13 protein-coding genes and 1 other annotated feature are annotated in these 16,458 nt (G+C 43.3%); of the genes, 8 read left to right on the top strand and 5 right to left on the bottom strand.

What is annotated here, in order from left to right:
- The first annotated feature begins 73 nt into the window (after nt 1-73).
- Nucleotides 74-192 (top strand) — a sequence feature (Phe leader region).
- A gap of 12 nt (nt 193-204) precedes the next feature.
- From pheA to yjjX, 4 genes are all read left to right on the top strand, one after another.
- A complete protein-coding gene (pheA, locus tag AACQ42_RS06635; protein ID WP_094164846.1) occupies nt 205-1,383 on the top strand; it encodes a prephenate dehydratase in 1,179 nt (392 codons plus the stop codon).
- A 215-nt stretch (nt 1,384-1,598) separates the two neighbouring features.
- On the top strand, nt 1,599-2,645 hold the full coding sequence (locus tag AACQ42_RS06640) for a polyamine ABC transporter substrate-binding protein (RefSeq protein WP_094164848.1): 1,047 nt from the start codon (nt 1,599-1,601) through the stop codon (nt 2,643-2,645).
- Nucleotides 2,629-4,983 carry a putative bifunctional diguanylate cyclase/phosphodiesterase gene (locus AACQ42_RS06645; protein ID WP_094164850.1) on the top strand — a complete coding sequence of 785 codons (2,355 nt, stop codon included), beginning with the start codon at nt 2,629-2,631 and terminating at the stop codon, nt 4,981-4,983. Before AACQ42_RS06640 ends, AACQ42_RS06645 begins: the two co-directional genes overlap by 17 nt.
- A complete protein-coding gene (gene yjjX / locus AACQ42_RS06650; RefSeq protein ID WP_094164852.1) occupies nt 4,955-5,482 on the top strand; it encodes an inosine/xanthosine triphosphatase in 528 nt (175 codons plus the stop codon). The genes AACQ42_RS06645 and yjjX overlap by 29 nt, the downstream gene beginning before the upstream one ends.
- Before the next feature lie 24 nt (nt 5,483-5,506).
- Here yjjX and trpR read toward each other — a convergent pair whose 3' ends face one another.
- Together trpR and AACQ42_RS06660 are read right to left on the bottom strand one after the other, a co-directional pair.
- A complete protein-coding gene (gene trpR, locus AACQ42_RS06655) occupies nt 5,507-5,806 on the bottom strand; it encodes a trp operon repressor (protein WP_013857539.1) in 300 nt (99 codons plus the stop codon).
- A gap of 58 nt (nt 5,807-5,864) precedes the next feature.
- Entirely contained in the window at nt 5,865-7,814 is a 1,950-nt protein-coding gene (locus tag AACQ42_RS06660; RefSeq protein ID WP_141195642.1) for a transglycosylase SLT domain-containing protein, read from the bottom strand.
- A 259-nt stretch (nt 7,815-8,073) separates the two neighbouring features.
- On the opposite strand from AACQ42_RS06660, the gene ettA reads away from it, so the two are divergent.
- Both ettA and AACQ42_RS06670 read left to right on the top strand, forming a co-directional pair.
- Nucleotides 8,074-9,741 carry an energy-dependent translational throttle protein EttA gene (gene ettA, locus AACQ42_RS06665; protein WP_010319161.1) on the top strand — a complete coding sequence of 556 codons (1,668 nt, stop codon included), beginning with the start codon at nt 8,074-8,076 and terminating at the stop codon, nt 9,739-9,741.
- Between the two features lie 190 nt (nt 9,742-9,931).
- Nucleotides 9,932-10,309 carry a PilZ domain-containing protein gene (locus AACQ42_RS06670; protein WP_013857542.1) on the top strand — a complete coding sequence of 126 codons (378 nt, stop codon included), beginning with the start codon at nt 9,932-9,934 and terminating at the stop codon, nt 10,307-10,309.
- 45 nt (nt 10,310-10,354) lie between these two features.
- Here AACQ42_RS06670 and tyrA read toward each other — a convergent pair whose 3' ends face one another.
- Nucleotides 10,355-11,482 (bottom strand): bifunctional chorismate mutase/prephenate dehydrogenase, encoded by a 1,128-nt coding sequence (gene tyrA / locus AACQ42_RS06675; protein WP_094164856.1) that lies wholly within the window; start codon nt 11,480-11,482, stop codon nt 10,355-10,357.
- An 11-nt stretch (nt 11,483-11,493) separates the two neighbouring features.
- Entirely contained in the window at nt 11,494-12,573 is a 1,080-nt protein-coding gene (locus AACQ42_RS06680; protein WP_017047889.1) for a 3-deoxy-7-phosphoheptulonate synthase, read from the bottom strand.
- Nucleotides 12,574-12,948: 375 nt separating this feature from the next.
- Between AACQ42_RS06680 and AACQ42_RS06685 the strand changes: the two genes are divergently transcribed.
- Nucleotides 12,949-14,628, top strand: coding sequence for a sensor histidine kinase (locus AACQ42_RS06685; RefSeq protein ID WP_094164858.1), 1,680 nt, complete (start codon nt 12,949-12,951; stop codon nt 14,626-14,628).
- Between the two features lie 9 nt (nt 14,629-14,637).
- Nucleotides 14,638-15,354, top strand: coding sequence for a two-component system response regulator BtsR (btsR, locus tag AACQ42_RS06690; RefSeq protein WP_088728649.1), 717 nt, complete (start codon nt 14,638-14,640; stop codon nt 15,352-15,354).
- Between the two features lie 54 nt (nt 15,355-15,408).
- Here btsR and nagZ read toward each other — a convergent pair whose 3' ends face one another.
- Nucleotides 15,409-16,395, bottom strand: coding sequence for a beta-N-acetylhexosaminidase (gene nagZ, locus AACQ42_RS06695; protein ID WP_088720930.1), 987 nt, complete (start codon nt 16,393-16,395; stop codon nt 15,409-15,411).
- Nucleotides 16,396-16,458 lie beyond the last annotated feature (63 nt).

Consider the following 16,458-nt stretch of genomic DNA (forward strand, 5'->3'; position numbering starts at 1 on the left):
ATTTTTTTGCTTGACGCTCTACGGTTGCTTGCTTATTGTGTCTTTACATTCAAAGAGAAATCACCTTCTTATGCACTTAACCTCACAGTTCTTTTTTGACTTCTTTTTTCTCCAATAACCTTGGAGACATGGTCGTTGACAGAAGATAAGTCAAAAACGAACAGGAAGCCTCCCACTGGGAGGCTTTTTTACAAGGACATTTTTATGACTGAAAAGCACTATTCACTTGAAGAGATCCGCTTGCGACTGAACGAGCTTGATGATCAACTGCTAAACCTACTGGCAGAACGTCGAAAGTTCAGCATTGAAGTCGCTAAAAGCAAAGTGGAAACCGCAAAACCAGTGAGAGATGCAATACGTGAACAGCAACTTTTAGTCAAATTGATTAATACTGGTAAAGAAAAATACAATTTAGATGCTCAGTACATTACTAAACTATTTCATACCATCATTGAAGACTCCGTCTTGCTACAGCAAGCATACTTGCAGAATCTAGCCAATCCGCAACTGAGCCGTAAACCGCTGGCAAGGGTTGCTTTTTTAGGTGCTAAAGGTTCTTACTCCCATCTTGCAACCCGTGAGTACTTCAGTCGTAAAAATACAGAGTTGATCGAACTCAATTGCGATCAGTTTAAAGAAGTCACTAAAACAGTTGAATCGGGTCATGCCGACTATGGGGTATTGCCGATTGAAAATACCAGTTCAGGTTCAATTAACGAAGTGTATGATTTGCTGCAACATACTACCTTGTACATTGTCGGTGAGCTCACTTTACCGATTGAGCACTGCTTGGTCGCCACCTCTGAATTACGTTTGGAAGAGCTTAAAATCCTTTATTCACACCCACAGCCCCACCAGCAGTGCAGCGAATTTTTAAGCCGCCTAAAAGGCGTTACACTTGAAACCTGTGCGAGCACCGCTGATGCGATGCAAAAAGTACAGCAGCTTAATCGCAACGATGTTGCCGCAATTGGCAATGCCTCCAGCGGTAAACTGTACGGCTTACAATCGATCAAATCTGATATCGCCAATCAAACAGAAAACCAGACTCGCTTTATTGTTGTTGCGCGAAAACCCGTGGAAGTCTCTACTCAAATTCCAGCGAAGACGACATTAATCATGTCGACATCGCAACAAGCTGGTTCACTTGTTGAAAGCTTGTTAGTGCTGCAACGCTACGGGATCAATATGACCAAATTGGAATCGAGACCTATTATGGGTAATCCTTGGGAAGAAATGTTCTATGTTGATCTTGAATCTCATCTTGATTCCATTGAAATGCAGCAAGCATTGAATGAGCTAACAAAAATCACTAAGCATTTAAAAGTATTAGGCTGCTACCCAAGCGAAAATGTTAAACCGACCCAAGTAAAACTTCAATAATCACATTTAAGTCAAATATTTGACATAAGTCAGCTGACAGACATCAACATAGTTCATATAATGCCCAATCATTTCACACATAATTAATCACTATGTTTTGGGCTGTCAGCTTACTTTGAATTCACGGAATATATTCCGCACGTCATAAGATATCTGTGACACTTTCATTGTGAACGATGCCCTTTTCCAATAAATAAGGTTCATCTACTTATATCATGATGAAAATCCATCCTTTGGCTTTAATGCTATTTCTGCTAGGCATTTCAGCGCACATTCGAAGCTCAGAGCTCAATATTTATTTGTGGGAAGACACTATGTCACCGCAAATCGTTGATCAATGGCGGCAAAGCAGCGGCATCGATATTAATCTATATCATTTTGATAATGACGATGAACGCAGTCTATTGATGGTCAAAAGTGTCCAACTGCCTTTTGATATTGTAGTGTTAGATAACGTATCAGCTCTTATCTACTCTCGGCTCAACACCTTTGAAGATCTGAGTACTCTACCGAATAGAAAGCATAATGATACAAAATGGAATCAAGCGTGCGGTAGCCACGCCATTCCCTACTTTTGGGGAACCGTAGGCATCGTCTACAAAAAAAGTAAATTTCCAGCCAAACCCAAAAACTGGGCTGATCTCATCGACATGCCACCAGCACTTCAAGGCCATGTGGGGATGCTTCACGATACCGTTGAAACCCTGTTGCCAGCATTATATACCCAACAACAATCGCCAATTACAAATAACGATAATGCACTGAAACAGGCTTATCAAAAGATGCTATCCGTGAATCACAACATCTTAACCTATGAATATATATTGAGTTACGTCCGAAGCCATCCTGACAGTGATAGCTTAGATATGGCACTCGCATACAGCGGTGACCAATTTTCATTGAATAAGTATTTTGGCAGCAATGATTGGGATTTTGTCACCCCGCAAGGCCGACCCTATATTTGGGTGGATTGTTTAGCCATCAACAGCAATTCAAAAAATAAAGAGCATGCAAAAGAGTTTATAAACCACTTATTGAGCCCAGAAGTTGCCGCAATAAATGCAAAAGATATTAAAGCTGCGACACCAAACTTAAGTGCCCTAAATTTAATGACAGATAATTACCGAAATGATGCATCATTATTTCCAAACCCAGCTTTGTTAGAACAAGGCATTATTGATAGCGAATTGCTCCCTGCCGATATTAGTTTGAGAGCAAAAATCATTAACAGTATTTTGGAACAACATGAAGCTCAACAATAGAATTCTGTTGCTGATAACACCGGTTATTCTTCTCAGTGCAGTGGCATCTAGTTACATTATCTACTCCAATCAAAAAGATGCTTTGCTGAAAAGAGAAGAAAGCTATCTTCAACTGAGTATGGAAAAACTCGCGGGTCACTTTCGTCAAACCCAATACCTGGTGAATAGCTACGCTTACACCCTAACGAAAAGCGATATCATTCGTCATTACGTTGCACATGAGCGCAACCCTTATCGAGAGTTAGAACTGGTTGATAACTTTCAGCAAACATTGGACATTCTCCAATCACAAGAGAATAATTTCATTGCGTTATCGATTTTGGATGGCAGCAAAAATGTTCTTTATTATGCCGAAAATAGTGGTGATCCCTTCGCCAAAATCGATACAAAAATTCTCAACCACATACAAGACACTTTCGATAGCACACAGAAAACCTCTTATGTTGACTATACGACAAATTCCAGCGGTGAAGGTATTCTAGTTCGGTATGATGTTTTAGATACTCAAACACTTACGACACCGCTTAGCTATAACCGCGATAAAATTTTCTTTGTTGTTGTTTTCGTCGTACTCGAACCCTTTAATCGACTGATGAAGAAAATAGAATTTGATAACCGAAGTACCATTTTTTTCACTGACGCAGCGGATATTAAAAAGGTAGGATTAACACAAACTGTTGAATTAAAATCAGATCTTTATGCCACGCTTGATCCTGCACAGTATCTAATTAACGACAAACTTTATGCCATTAAAAAACGGTTAGCGTTGTCGTTTGGAATATCGACTCTAGTGACTGTGTTGCTGCTTTTGTATTTATTATACCGATATGTAATCAAGCCCATATCCCAATTAGATCAACAATTGAAAGAAGTAGAGAATAAGCAGCGTGACAATATCGAAACTCTCAAGAGTAACGATGAAATTGGCCGGCTATCCTCTCGTTTTTACGATATGTATCAGGAGCTTGATACCACATATAAGAAAACAAAAGCACTTGCAGAATACGACCACTTAACAAAACTTGCCAATCGCCACCACTTTCAACAATCAGTAGAAAGAGTGCTAGCAAACGCAAGACACACCGATAACATCTGGGTTTTGTATATTGATTTAGATAATTTCAAATACGTCAATGATAAATATGGACATCAGGTCGGTGATGCATTATTAGTCAACTTTGCACAGCATATTGGCTCATTGCGCAACTTTTTCTTTGAAAAGTATCAAGTAAAAAGCCTAGCAGCGCGACTATCAGGGGATGAGTTTTCAATTTTTATTTCTACACCTGATAGTAGTTTTATACAAGCGGCAAGCGAATTTGCCACTCAGCTACTGATCCCATTACAAAACCAGCATAACTCACCACTCGGAAATTTCCCTATCACAGCAAGTATTGGTATCGCTACCTACCCAACCGATGGCTATACCTTAGAAAAATTATTATCTAATGCTGATACGGCCATGTATCAAGCAAAAAATGCTGGGAAGAACCAAATAGCTTACTACTCGCCAGAGCTCAATAAGGGTGTTCAGCGCAGAGCCAATATTGAGCAAGCATTACGCCGAGGTGATTTTGATCAGGAATTTAGCTTGGTCTATCAACCTTATTTAAATCGTGCTGGCAATACAGTCTCAGGATTTGAAGTTTTACTTCGTTGGGAATCCAACCTGCTCGGTACGATTTCACCAAAAGAATTTATTCCGATAGCCGAACAAACCGGGTTATTTGGCAACATTGATCGCTGGGTCGTCCGTTCAGCTTTCGAGGAGTTCCATGCACTGCAAGCTATGTTTGAACACCCTGTTCAGTTATCGATTAACCTTTCATCAGCAGAATTAAACTCTTTACAGTTAGCTCATTACATTCATAAACATGCGCAGGAGAATGCAGTTCCTCCCCATTTGATTGATTTTGAAATTACAGAAACTTTTTCTGCCAATTCAAAAGGTTTTCCACTGCTTCACGAACTATCGCATTTAGGCTACGGATTGGCGATTGATGATTTCGGTTCTGGTTACACCTCCATTACTCAATTGGTGCAATATCCAGTACAAAAAATTAAGTTCGATCGGCTTTTTTTAGATACACTCATCACCACTGACAATCACAAGATCATTAAGCCTTTGATCGAACTTTGCCACTCTCAATCAATGCAAGTCACCGCCGAAGGGATTGAAAGTAAAGAGATGCATAATTGGCTTGCTGATTACCAATGTGATTTCATGCAAGGCTATTATTTTGCCAAACCAATGCCATTAAATGCGTTGGTTTCATGGTATCAACAACAAAAAGAGTTAAACGCTGTTTATGAAAAATGTGATCATTGCCTCTCTTAACCCGGCCAAAATCAATGCAGTCAAAAGTGCATTTGAAAGTACCTTTCCGCTGGATACTTTCTCATTTAAAGGGGTGAGTGTGCCCAGTGGTGTCGCGGATCAACCGATGACAGATGAAGAAACCCATCAAGGCGCACTTAACCGAGTACGAAATGCGAAAGAGCAAGATCCCACGGCAGATTATTACGTCGGGTTAGAAGCGGGCATTGAGAATACAGTGACTTTTGCGTGGATGGTGATTGAATCCGCCACTCATCGAGGAGAATCGCGTTCAGCCAGCTTAATGCTACCACCTCAAGTATTGAAGCTGTTAAGCCATGAAAATGAGCTAGGCGATGTGATGGATAAACTGTTTGACTGCCAAAATATCAAACAGAAAGGTGGGGCGATCAGCCTACTCACTCATAACCAACTCACTCGCAGCTCTGTCTATCATCAAGCACTGATCCTTGCTCTGATCCCTTTTATCAACACAGAGCATTTCCCTGCTAATTTATAAAAAGTTAGCGAACTCAAGGGGTCACTAAGACACCTTGAGTAGCAGAGCGGCCAATTGCGACTTTTCTTGTTCTGATTTACTTTTGAGCTCATTTGAGCCACGCGTAATGGTCGCAATTCCCACTCCGAGCAATTGGCTAATCTGCCGCTGTGATAACTCCCCTTTGAGTAGCTCACATAAGATGTTCGCACGCGCCACGAGCGCATCTCGCTCATCTGGGGTCATCATCATGGTGAGTAGCATTGCGTGCTGCTCTTGCTCTGTGGCTGATTTAACCAATTCCATTAGCTGCTGCCAATCAGTGTACTCAGGTTGGTGTGGCATGAATGTACTCGCAAAGTGATACGTTCCGCTATTGTAAAACTTTCACTTCGTATTGGAATTAATATTTTGTATTGAGCTCATCTTGGTTGAGAAATTCACCTTCAATCCCCATCAAATCTCGATAGTAAGTCTCAAACATCAAAATATTTTGCACATACCCGCGGGTTTCCCGAAAAGGGATCGCTTCAATAAAAGCGTAAGCATCTAACTTGCCTTGTGTTTTCTCTCGCCATTGATTAACGCGATTTGGTCCAGCGTTATAGGCAGCAAATGCAAAAATTCGATTGTCGCTGTATTGCTCTAATAATCCATTTAAGTAATGGCTGCCTATTTCGATATTTTTACCCACCTCATATAACTCTTGCTCATCGTTATAGGTCAGCTGATATTTTTTAGCCGTATACTTAGCCGTGCTCGGCATAATCTGCATGATGCCGCGGGCGCCAACGGGCGATTGAGCCTCAACATCCATTCCACTTTCTTGACGAGCAAGTGACATCAGCATAATTGGGTCAATGTCGTGTTTTTGGCCATAGAAGTTAAACCACCATTGATGGGCTAATGGAAAACGCAATTGCATGTTGTCCCACATCCGCGCCGAAATAGAGGCTGTCACAGTTAAACTATACCAACGTTGGGAGTCGGCGTAGGCCGCTAGCATCTCTTTTTCTTTTGTATCTGCACGATCGAGTAACCATTTCCATTCACTTTTTGCAGCCGCGATTTTATCTCGTTCAATCAGCTCTTGGATCCGTACTAAGGCTTTTTTATACGGCGTCAATAAATTGGGATTAAGCTTAATCGATGTACTGGGATAATTTACTGACTGTTTCACCATATTAGCGGCGGCGACACTGTAGAAATTACGTTGCCCAATCATCGCATTTAAACGTTGTAATCCTTTGGCTTCATCACCCAACGCAATATCAGCGCGCCCAAGCCAATATTGCCAACGTAAGCTGGCTTTTTCATCAGCGGGGAGCTGCTCTGTCCAGAATTTAACTTCATCCCAACGACCAACGGTCAGTGCCTTGCGGATCCTCTGCTCGAGCAAAAGACTGTTTGAGCTTTGCGCTATCACACTATCTCGCCAGTTTGCGAGTACTTGCTCCTCGGTATCGAGCAATATTCTGGCTATATATTCTGCAATAGGACGCTGATAAGCATCCGCCAGTATTTTCTGATCGAGAAGAGTTTGGTACACACTTTGCGCAAGCTTTGCATCTTGGCGTGCTAGCTTTTCTAACGCAAATTGAATCGACTGCTGATTAAACGTGCCATCGGTGTATTGTTTAGTAAAAGTCAGCACATTTTCTGGCGAGCGGTAGAGATCCATCATCGCTTGCGCTGTCGCCTGTGATTTTGGCTTAACTAATTTTTTCTGTAAGTATTTCATTAGCGTTAAATTACGCCCATCAAACGCCAATAACATTCGTTTAAGCAACCAATCATCGGTTAACCCGCCTTGCTCACTCCATGCGGTGAAGAGTGGATCGCAGGCGTCAGAAATGCTACTGCCACTGAGCCATAATTTTTGTGCGCCTTTGAACGCAATATCTCGCTGGCCTGTTTGGTAATGCGCATTGTAGTAATGACAGCGATAAGGCTCATCATTCGGCTCCGCTTTTTGAAAATCAAGCAAGGTGGCCCATTTTCCTTTCGCCGCCAACGCATCTAAATACGGTGCTCGAATGCGGTTTGAAAACGGGAAATCTTGATGTGTATCGATAAAAACCTGAACCGCTAATGGCGGTTTATTACCAATATCGACCAGCAGAGATCGATAATCCAGATAAGGCGTCAATGGATAGTTTTTGATCTTATTTCTAATTTTTTTAGCTTCATCAACTTTATCTTCATCAAGCCACCTCTGAGCTTGATCATACAGCTCTCGTTGACTATCCAAATCCTCTATTGCGCCTGAAAACGCGGTGCCGCACACCAAGGAGCTCAACGCTAATATTGATGATAACAATCGCTGCGGTCTTATAAAATGCATGAGCGCCATGTGCTCTCGTCCTATCCAAAGCAAGGGAATTTCCGTTTCATTACGCTGATTCTAGATAAAAAAGTAAAGGCCATAGATGTAAATAATATTAAATTCATAAAAGTGCGACATATGAACTTAGTAACTTAATGTTTCGTTACTTTTTTATCGATGAAAAACACCATCTAAGCTCTAAAAATTAGGTACCTAGTAACAAATGCGATCGCTTTGGTATAAAATGACCACTTTCTTCTGTTACTAAGATTAGGAACAATCGGCAATGGCTGAATACGTATATACCATGTCGCGGGTGAGTAAAATTGTCCCGCCTAAGCGTCAAATTCTCAAAGACATCTCTCTGAGCTTTTTCCCTGGAGCTAAAATCGGTGTTTTAGGTCTCAATGGTTCAGGTAAATCCACCCTGTTACGTATCATGGCTGGCATCGATACTGATATTGATGGGGAAGCACGCCCGCAAGCAGGATTGAAAGTCGGCTACTTGCCTCAAGAACCAGTACTGGATGAATCAAAAACCGTGCGTGAAGTGGTGGAAGAGGCCGTTTCTGATGTGGCTGGCGCACTAACTCGCCTCGATGCTGTTTATGCGGCATATGCAGAACCCGACGCCGATTTTGATGCGTTAGCCAAAGAGCAAGGTGAGCTCGAGGCTCTGATTCAAGCCAAAGATGGCCATAATTTAGAGAACGCTTTAGAACGTGCGGCCAATGCACTTCGTCTACCAGAATGGGATGCTAAAATCGCCGTTTTGTCTGGTGGTGAGCGCCGCCGTGTGGCGATCTGCCGTTTGCTACTTGAAAAGCCAGATATGCTGCTGCTTGACGAACCAACCAACCACCTAGACGCGGAATCTGTTGCTTGGCTAGAGCACTTCCTTGTCGACTATTCAGGCACAGTCGTCGCCATCACCCACGACCGTTACTTCCTTGATAATGCTGCAGGTTGGATTTTAGAACTTGACCGCGGCGAAGGCATTCCTTGGCAAGGTAACTACACCTCGTGGCTCGAACAGAAAGATGAACGCTTAAAGCAAGAATCATCTCAAGAGAGTGCTCGCCAAAAAACGATTGAAAAAGAGCTGGAATGGGTTCGTAAAAACCCGAAAGGCCGCCAAGCAAAATCCAAAGCACGTATGGCACGCTTTGAAGAACTTAATAATACTGAACATCAAAAACGTAATGAAACCAACGAACTCTTCATCCCGCCTGGCGAACGTTTAGGCGACAAAGTATTGGAAGTTCGCAACTTAACCAAATCGTTTGGTGATCGTGTATTGATTGATAATTTGTCATTTAGCATGCCGAAAGGAGCGATTGTCGGTATCATCGGAGCTAACGGTGCGGGTAAATCAACGCTGTTTAAAATGCTAAGTGGCGTAGAGCAACCAGATTCTGGTGAAATTGAATTGGGCGCAACCGTGAAATTAGCCTCGGTTGATCAGTTCCGTGACAGCATGAACGACAAAAATACCGTCTTCCAAGAGATCTCTGAAGGGGCGGATATTATCAAGATCAACAATTTTGAAATTCCTGCGCGTGCTTACTGCTCTCGCTTTAACTTCAAAGGCGTCGATCAACAAAAAGTGCTCGGTCAGCTATCGGGCGGTGAGCGCAACCGTGTTCACTTAGCCAAATTGCTTAAAGCTGGCGGCAACGTCCTATTACTCGACGAACCAACCAACGATCTGGATGTTGAAACACTACGCGCATTGGAAGAGGCGCTGCTGGAATTCCCTGGTTGCGCCATGGTTATCTCGCACGACCGTTGGTTCCTAGACCGTATTGCGACCCACATTCTGGACTACCGTGATGAAGGTGAAGTGAAATTCTATGAAGGCAACTACAGCGAATACACTGAGTGGTTAAAACAGACATTGGGCGCTCAAGCGGCTGAACCACACCGCATTAAATACAAGCGTATGACCAAATAACTCTGTATTTGAAGTCTCTGGCCGCAATCTATTGCGGCCTTTTTATTACTTGTACATCACGCATCACACAACAAGATGCAGGATTCGCGACACTGCCTTCAATTAGGTCTAAACTTAATGGGTATAATTTTTCAATGATCGATACAGAGCCGAAGCTGGCACAGGTCAACGCTCAACAAGAGAGAGTACCATGATTGAAAGACGTCGCTTTTCACGCATCATCTATCAGATGCCTGCCACCTTATTGCAAGGTAAACATACCGTCACCACAACGATTCAGGATTTGTCGCTGCATGGGTTATTGCTCTCATGCCCTGACGCGGACAAATTAGTGCTCAATGAAATGGCACAAGTCCATTTCACACTACCAGACAGCGATGTCACTATTAATCTAGTCGCCAAGTTGATCCACATTCAAAACAACATTATTCGTGTCAGCATCAATCACATTGATATTGAAAGTATTGGCCATTTGAAACGTTTAGTTGAATTGAACATGGGTGATGAAAGTTTGCTCCATCGCGAACTGGAATACTTGTCTGATTTAGGGGATGAACCGGAAGAATAAGCGGCGGCCGTATTCACAACAACCGCACTCGCCGTTCAGACAGCCTTAAACACGATGAATGGCATCGTTCGCTTGTTTTAACAGGTTTTGACTTTCAAGCATAAATTGTTGTGAATAACTGCCAAACCAATCACTCACTTTGCTAAAGTTTTCCACAAAAGCTTGCTTCTCATGCCCGTCAAGTAAGGTTAACGCCTCACCAAAACAAGCATGAAAACGTTTTATCATCTCAACGTTCTCTTCCGATGAGAAAATGATATCGCCATACAAGTGAGGGTCTTGACCAAAAAGCCGTCCAACCATCGCCAGTTCTAAACGATAAATCGGTGAACTCAGCTGCAGTAATTTTTGGATATTCGGATTTTCTTTAGAAAGATGTAAACCGTATACAAACGAAGTGAAGTGACGCAGTGCTTGGATCAAGGTCATGCCATGATCGTGTTCTGCGGCATCAATCTGGCACAAACTCGCTCCCCATATCGAAAACTGTTTTAGCAACCACTGATAACTCTCTTCTCCTCGCCCATCGCAATAGACGATCACTTGCTTGGCCATACTAGGGACATCTGGACCAAACATTGGGTGTAATCCAACCACTGGGCCAGAGTGTGTTTTAAGCATCGCCTGTAGCGGCTTAGACTTAATCGATGTGAGGTCGCACAAAATACAATCGGCAGGCAAATGAGCAAGTTTTTCAATCACACCGACGGTTAAGTGAATAGGAACCGTCACTACAACCAAACCGGCATCATGCAGTATCTCATCGGCTTGATGCCAACCTTTACTGCCTAATACTTTCACCTGATAGCCCGACAGTTTGAACATACGGCCAAATAAACCACCAAGTTGACCATGACCGCCAATAATCACCACAGAGCGCAGCTCTGGGTTTAAGCACTTAAAGCCAGAATCCTTTTCACTGGCATAAGATTCACGCATAGTACGGCGCAAAATATCTTCAATCAGTTGTGGCGGGACGCCTTTTCTTTCCGCTTCAGCGCGGCGAGAAGCCAGCATCGCCGCTTCTCGATCGGGAGCATAAATCGGTAGACCATGTCGGCTCTTGACTTCCCCCACCTTTTCAACCAAAGCTAATCGGCGTGCAAGCAGCTCGACCATTTGTTTATCGACAGCATCAATTTGATCACGTAATTCGTTAAGTTCAACAGCCATGGCACTTCCCTTTATTCACCTTTTTTTAGGCGATTTTCTAAGAACGGAACGAGCTCTTGATGAGCATGTCGTAATAGTGCCTCAGTTGATGACCAATTAATACAGGCATCCGTAATCGATACACCGTATTCCATTTCGTTGCGAGGAAGGTCAGAAGATTGATTACCTTCATTGAGGTGACTTTCAATCATCAAGCCAATAATAGACTGATTTCCTTCACGAATTTGATGAATCACATCTTCAGCGACTAACGGCTGACGACGGTAATCTTTACGTGAATTAGCATGGCTGCAATCCACCATTAACGACGCATCCAATTTATGTTTTGCCATCTCTTGCTCACACTCGGTGACCGACACTGAATCGTAGTTGGTTTGCTTACCGCCACGTAAAATGACATGTCCATTTGGGTTGCCTTGAGTGGTAAGTAAGGCCACTTGCCCTTCACTATTAATGCCCATAAAGCGGTGGCTGGATGACGCCGCCTGCATCGCATTGATTGCCGTTGCTAAATTGCCATCGGTGCCGTTTTTAAACCCAATCGGCATCGACAAACCACTGGCCATTTCCCGGTGTGTTTGGGATTCCGTAGTGCGTGCACCAATCGCCGCCCAACTGAATGTATCAGCTAAATATTGAGGGCTGATCGGATCAAGCGCTTCGGTCGCCAGAGGGATCTCCATCTCCGCTAGCTCAACTAACAATTGACGACCAACGTGTAAACCATGTTCGATATCAAAACTGCCATCAAGATGAGGATCGTTAATCAGCCCTTTCCAGCCAACCGTTGTACGCGGCTTTTCAAAGTAAACACGCATGACAATGTACAGTTGATCACTCAACTGCTCTGAGAGTGATTTCAAGCGCTTTGCGTACTCTTTTGCCGCATCAATATCATGAATAGAGCAAGGGCCGCACACCACCAGTAAACGGTGATCTTTTTTATGGATAATATTGGCAATTGTCTGACGAGAGTGTTGGATGAACTGGCGAGCATGATGACTGAGCGGCAGCTTAGCTTTTAATTGTTCCGGAGTGATCAGCACTTGCTCATCACTGATATTAATATTACTTAGTTCACTTTTTTGCATCTCATCACCTGTAATTATTTGTTTACACAAAATCTTATTGCATACCTAAACACCAATAAAAGACAAATTAACAGGCTTTAAAAACATTTCAAGTGTAAATTTAAAAAAACATAATGCGTAAAAATAAAATTACACACGTATTTATCTTCTATTAAAGCAAAAAATATAAGCTGACGCGTATTTTATTCTCTCTATCTCACCTAAAATAGTGAGGATGAATCGTAAATCATACCCAAAGAGATTGGTGTTACAGTCTGGCCATCCGTACATAAATCCTAATGTATATAGAAAACTCTACGCTTAGGAAAATGAACAAAGCCAATACTACTGTAGCTTCAAGTGAAAAGGGGATCACCAAACCAACGGGTTTTTGACATGGATTTAATTCTTTCCTTACTGCAACAGATGTGTGTTTACCTCGTTCTCGCTTATATGTTGAGTAAAACACCCATTTTCTTGCCGCTGCTTAACATTTCCAGTCGAATTAGCCACAAAATCAGTACGTATGTTTTGTTTTCCCTCTTTTGCATCATGGGCACCTATTTTGGTTTGCAGATCAACGATGCGATTGCCAATACGCGGGCGATAGGTGCCGTCATGGGCGGGTTATTTGGTGGCCCCATTGTGGGCTTTGCGGTTGGATTTACTGGCGGTATGCATCGCTACACTTTAGGCGGTTTTACCGATGTGGCATGCGCCATTTCAACTACTGCAGAAGGTTTGATTGGTGGATTGCTGCACACCTATTTACTGAGAAAGGGCAAAGGGCGACTCCTGTTTAGCCCCAGCATTGTTTTTGCCGTAACACTGTTTGCTGAAATCGTGCAAATGTTGGTAATTTTGTTAGTCGCTAAACCGTTTGTTGATGCGTACGCCTTAGTCTCGACCATCGCCGCGCCCATGATCATCGCTAATTCAGTCGGCGCGGCGCTATTCATGAGTATTTTGCAAGACAGAAAAACCATTTTTGAAGAGTACTCCGCCACCTTTTCTCGTCGCGCACTGAATATTGCTGAGCGTTCAGTTGGCATTTTGGCCAACGGTTTTAATCCACACAATGCAGGTAAAGTCGCTCGAATTGTTTACGAAATGACCAATGTTGGCGCGGTATCCATCACCGATAGAGAAAAAATACTCGCGTTTATCGGTATCGGTGATGACCACCACAAACCCAATACGCCGATCTCATCACAAAGTACACTCGATGCGATCACCAAAAACCGCATTATTTACCTCGACGGAAAAGATTCCCCTTATCAATGCTCACTTTCTAAAAGCTGCAAACTCGGTTCAGCGTTAATCATTCCACTTAGAGCAGGTGATCGCGTAATTGGAACCATAAAGCTGTACGAGCCAAAACGTAAGCTTTTTTCAACCATTAACATGTCAATGGCGGAAGGGATTGCACAATTACTGTCAAGCCAAATTCTGTACGGTGAATACCAACAAAAACAGATGCTACTTTCCCGTGCCGAGATCAAACTGCTGCATGCTCAAGTCAACCCTCACTTTCTGTTTAATGCGCTCAATACCATTAGTGCCATCACCCGCCGTGATCCCGACAAAGCGCGAGAACTTATCCAGCATCTTTCGCACTTCTTTCGTAGTAACCTCAAACAAAATATTGAGACCGTAACTCTTAAAGAAGAGTTAGCACATGTCAAAGCTTACTTAACCATAGAGCAAGCGCGTTTTGCCGATCGCCTTGAAGTGGATATTGCCATCGATGATGCATTACTGCTTGAGCGCAATGTACCCAGTTTTACTCTACAGCCACTGGTAGAAAATGCGATAAAGCACGGCACCTCTAACTTGTTAGAAGGCGGGCGGGTACGAATCTACAGCCAAGTGCAAACGGAAGGATACAAAATTGTAGTGGAAGATAATGCGGGCAGTTACCAAGCTCCGAATGAAGATTACGATGGTTTAGGCATGCAAATTGTCAATAAACGCTTAACTAATAAATTTGGCGAACAAGCCGCACTAAAAACGGAAGTATTGGCTAATCAATACACACGAATGAGCTTTCTCATTCCTCATCAAGGATTTAACTAAGGGAATAACATGCTATCGGCACTCGTTATTGATGACGAACTGCTCGCTCGGGAAGAACTGACTGAGCTACTAGAAGAGACGGGCGATGTTGATGTAATTGGTCACGCCAGTAATGCGATCGAAGGGTTAAAAAAAATCAATCAGCTAAAGCCAGACGTGGTGTTTCTCGACATCCAAATGCCACAAGTTACTGGCATTGAGCTGCTAGGGATGCTTGACCCAGATACGATGCCCAATGTGGTGTTTGTCACCGCTTATGATCAGTATGCACTGCAAGCGTTTGAGGAAAATGCGTTTGATTATCTACTCAAGCCAGTTGACCCTGAGCGCTTAAAGAAAACGCTGCAACGTTTAGTTCGCCAAGGGCAAAAAAAGCAGGATTTTTCGATTTTATCACCAGCAGGGTTAGATCAAGTTCCCTGCATTGGATTAAATCGAATTGTGATCATTGCCACCACTGATGTCGAGTTTGCTTTGAGCGACATCAGTGGTGTTCATGTGCAAACCCATTTACAACGAGCCACCAGCCAACTAACGCTCAAAATTTTGGAAGAAAGAACGCCACTGGTTCGTTGTCACCGCCAGTATTTAATCAATACTAGGGCCATTAAAGAGATCAAATTATTGGACAATGGGCTAGCGGAAATCATCACCCTTAGTGATCACAAAGTGCCCGTCAGTCGACGTTATCTAAAAAATTTAAAAGAAGTTCTGGGTTTTCACTAACCGCAACGAATAGAAAATAACGGCGCTGAAGCTTTCACGCACAGCGCCATTTTTTTACTCACCAAGCAGTCGTTTCATCGCTTCTGAAGCTTGCTTCCACTGTTCAGTACTTTGCAGTTGAGGAAGATTAAAAGCACGACGTTTGAGTAGAGACTCAGCCGCTGGCACATCCAAAATCGGCAAATTATCCAACACTTCAATTTGAGCTGCGCGTTGATTGCACACTAAAATCATGTCACATCCAGCGGCTAGCGATTGATGCGCGCGCTCGGCAGGACCGCCCATGACAGATGCCCCTTCCATTGTTAAATCATCAGAAAAGACTAATCCTTTGAACCCTAACTGCTGGCGAAGTACTTGCTTCAACCAAAACCCAGAACCGCTGGCAGGTTGATCATCATAGTGAGGATAAATCACATGTGCAGGCATCATGGCATCGAGCACTCCAGCTTCAATCTGCGCTTTGAATATTGCCATGTCCTCTTCCATCACCGTGCTGCGCTCATCATAGGGCGTCTCAAGATGCGAGTCAGCGATTACCCCGCCGTGACCGGGAAAGTGTTTACCTGTTGTTGCCATGCCAGCCTCTTTCATGCCTTGCATATAGGCTGAACTGTGGCGAATGATGCTCTGTACATCATCACCAAAAGCACGATTACCAATCGCTTTACATGCATGACCTTTATCCAATACAGGAGCAAAGCTGAGATCAATATCATGAGCAATCAACTCCGCCGCCATCAGCCAGCCACCTTGGCGAGCTAATGCTTCACCATTATTCTGCTTGGCATACTGCTGCGCGGCAGGGATCAGCGAAAACCCATCACGAAAACGTTGTACTCGCCCACCTTCTTGATCGACACCAATCAAAATCGGACGTTTTGCTGCGTGGCGAATCGCTTTATTAAGCGCAAGCAACTGCGCGTTATCGTGATAATTACGCGCAAAAAGAATGACCCCGCCGACAGTGGGATGCTCAAGAATCTCTTTGTCTTCAGCGCTCAATTCACAGCCTGCCACATCTAGCCACAACGGTCCCATGCTCACTCCAAAAATTTACTTAAACAGTTAATTTAACGAGGTTATTCGCTTTGAATTTCTATT

It is taken from the genome of Vibrio sp. V12_P9A6T4 (assembly GCF_963874835.1).
GTDB lineage: Bacteria > Pseudomonadota > Gammaproteobacteria > Enterobacterales > Vibrionaceae > Vibrio > Vibrio anguillarum.

Excerpts from the sequence above, each read along its gene's own strand:
- pheA (WP_094164846.1), top strand. The coding sequence starts at position 205 with ATGACTGAAAAGCACTATTCACTTGAAGAGATCCGCTTGCGACTGAAC.
- AACQ42_RS06640 (WP_094164848.1), top strand. The coding sequence starts at position 1,599 with ATGATGAAAATCCATCCTTTGGCTTTAATGCTATTTCTGCTAGGCATT.
- AACQ42_RS06645 (WP_094164850.1), top strand. The coding sequence starts at position 2,629 with ATGAAGCTCAACAATAGAATTCTGTTGCTGATAACACCGGTTATTCTT.
- yjjX (WP_094164852.1), top strand. The coding sequence starts at position 4,955 with ATGAAAAATGTGATCATTGCCTCTCTTAACCCGGCCAAAATCAATGCA.
- trpR (WP_013857539.1), bottom strand. The coding sequence starts at position 5,806 with ATGCCACACCAACCTGAGTACACTGATTGGCAGCAGCTAATGGAATTG.
- AACQ42_RS06660 (WP_141195642.1), bottom strand. The coding sequence starts at position 7,814 with ATGGCGCTCATGCATTTTATAAGACCGCAGCGATTGTTATCATCAATA.
- ettA (WP_010319161.1), top strand. The coding sequence starts at position 8,074 with ATGGCTGAATACGTATATACCATGTCGCGGGTGAGTAAAATTGTCCCG.
- AACQ42_RS06670 (WP_013857542.1), top strand. The coding sequence starts at position 9,932 with ATGATTGAAAGACGTCGCTTTTCACGCATCATCTATCAGATGCCTGCC.
- tyrA (WP_094164856.1), bottom strand. The coding sequence starts at position 11,482 with ATGGCTGTTGAACTTAACGAATTACGTGATCAAATTGATGCTGTCGAT.
- AACQ42_RS06680 (WP_017047889.1), bottom strand. The coding sequence starts at position 12,573 with ATGCAAAAAAGTGAACTAAGTAATATTAATATCAGTGATGAGCAAGTG.
- AACQ42_RS06685 (WP_094164858.1), top strand. The coding sequence starts at position 12,949 with ATGGATTTAATTCTTTCCTTACTGCAACAGATGTGTGTTTACCTCGTT.
- btsR (WP_088728649.1), top strand. The coding sequence starts at position 14,638 with ATGCTATCGGCACTCGTTATTGATGACGAACTGCTCGCTCGGGAAGAA.
- nagZ (WP_088720930.1), bottom strand. The coding sequence starts at position 16,395 with ATGGGACCGTTGTGGCTAGATGTGGCAGGCTGTGAATTGAGCGCTGAA.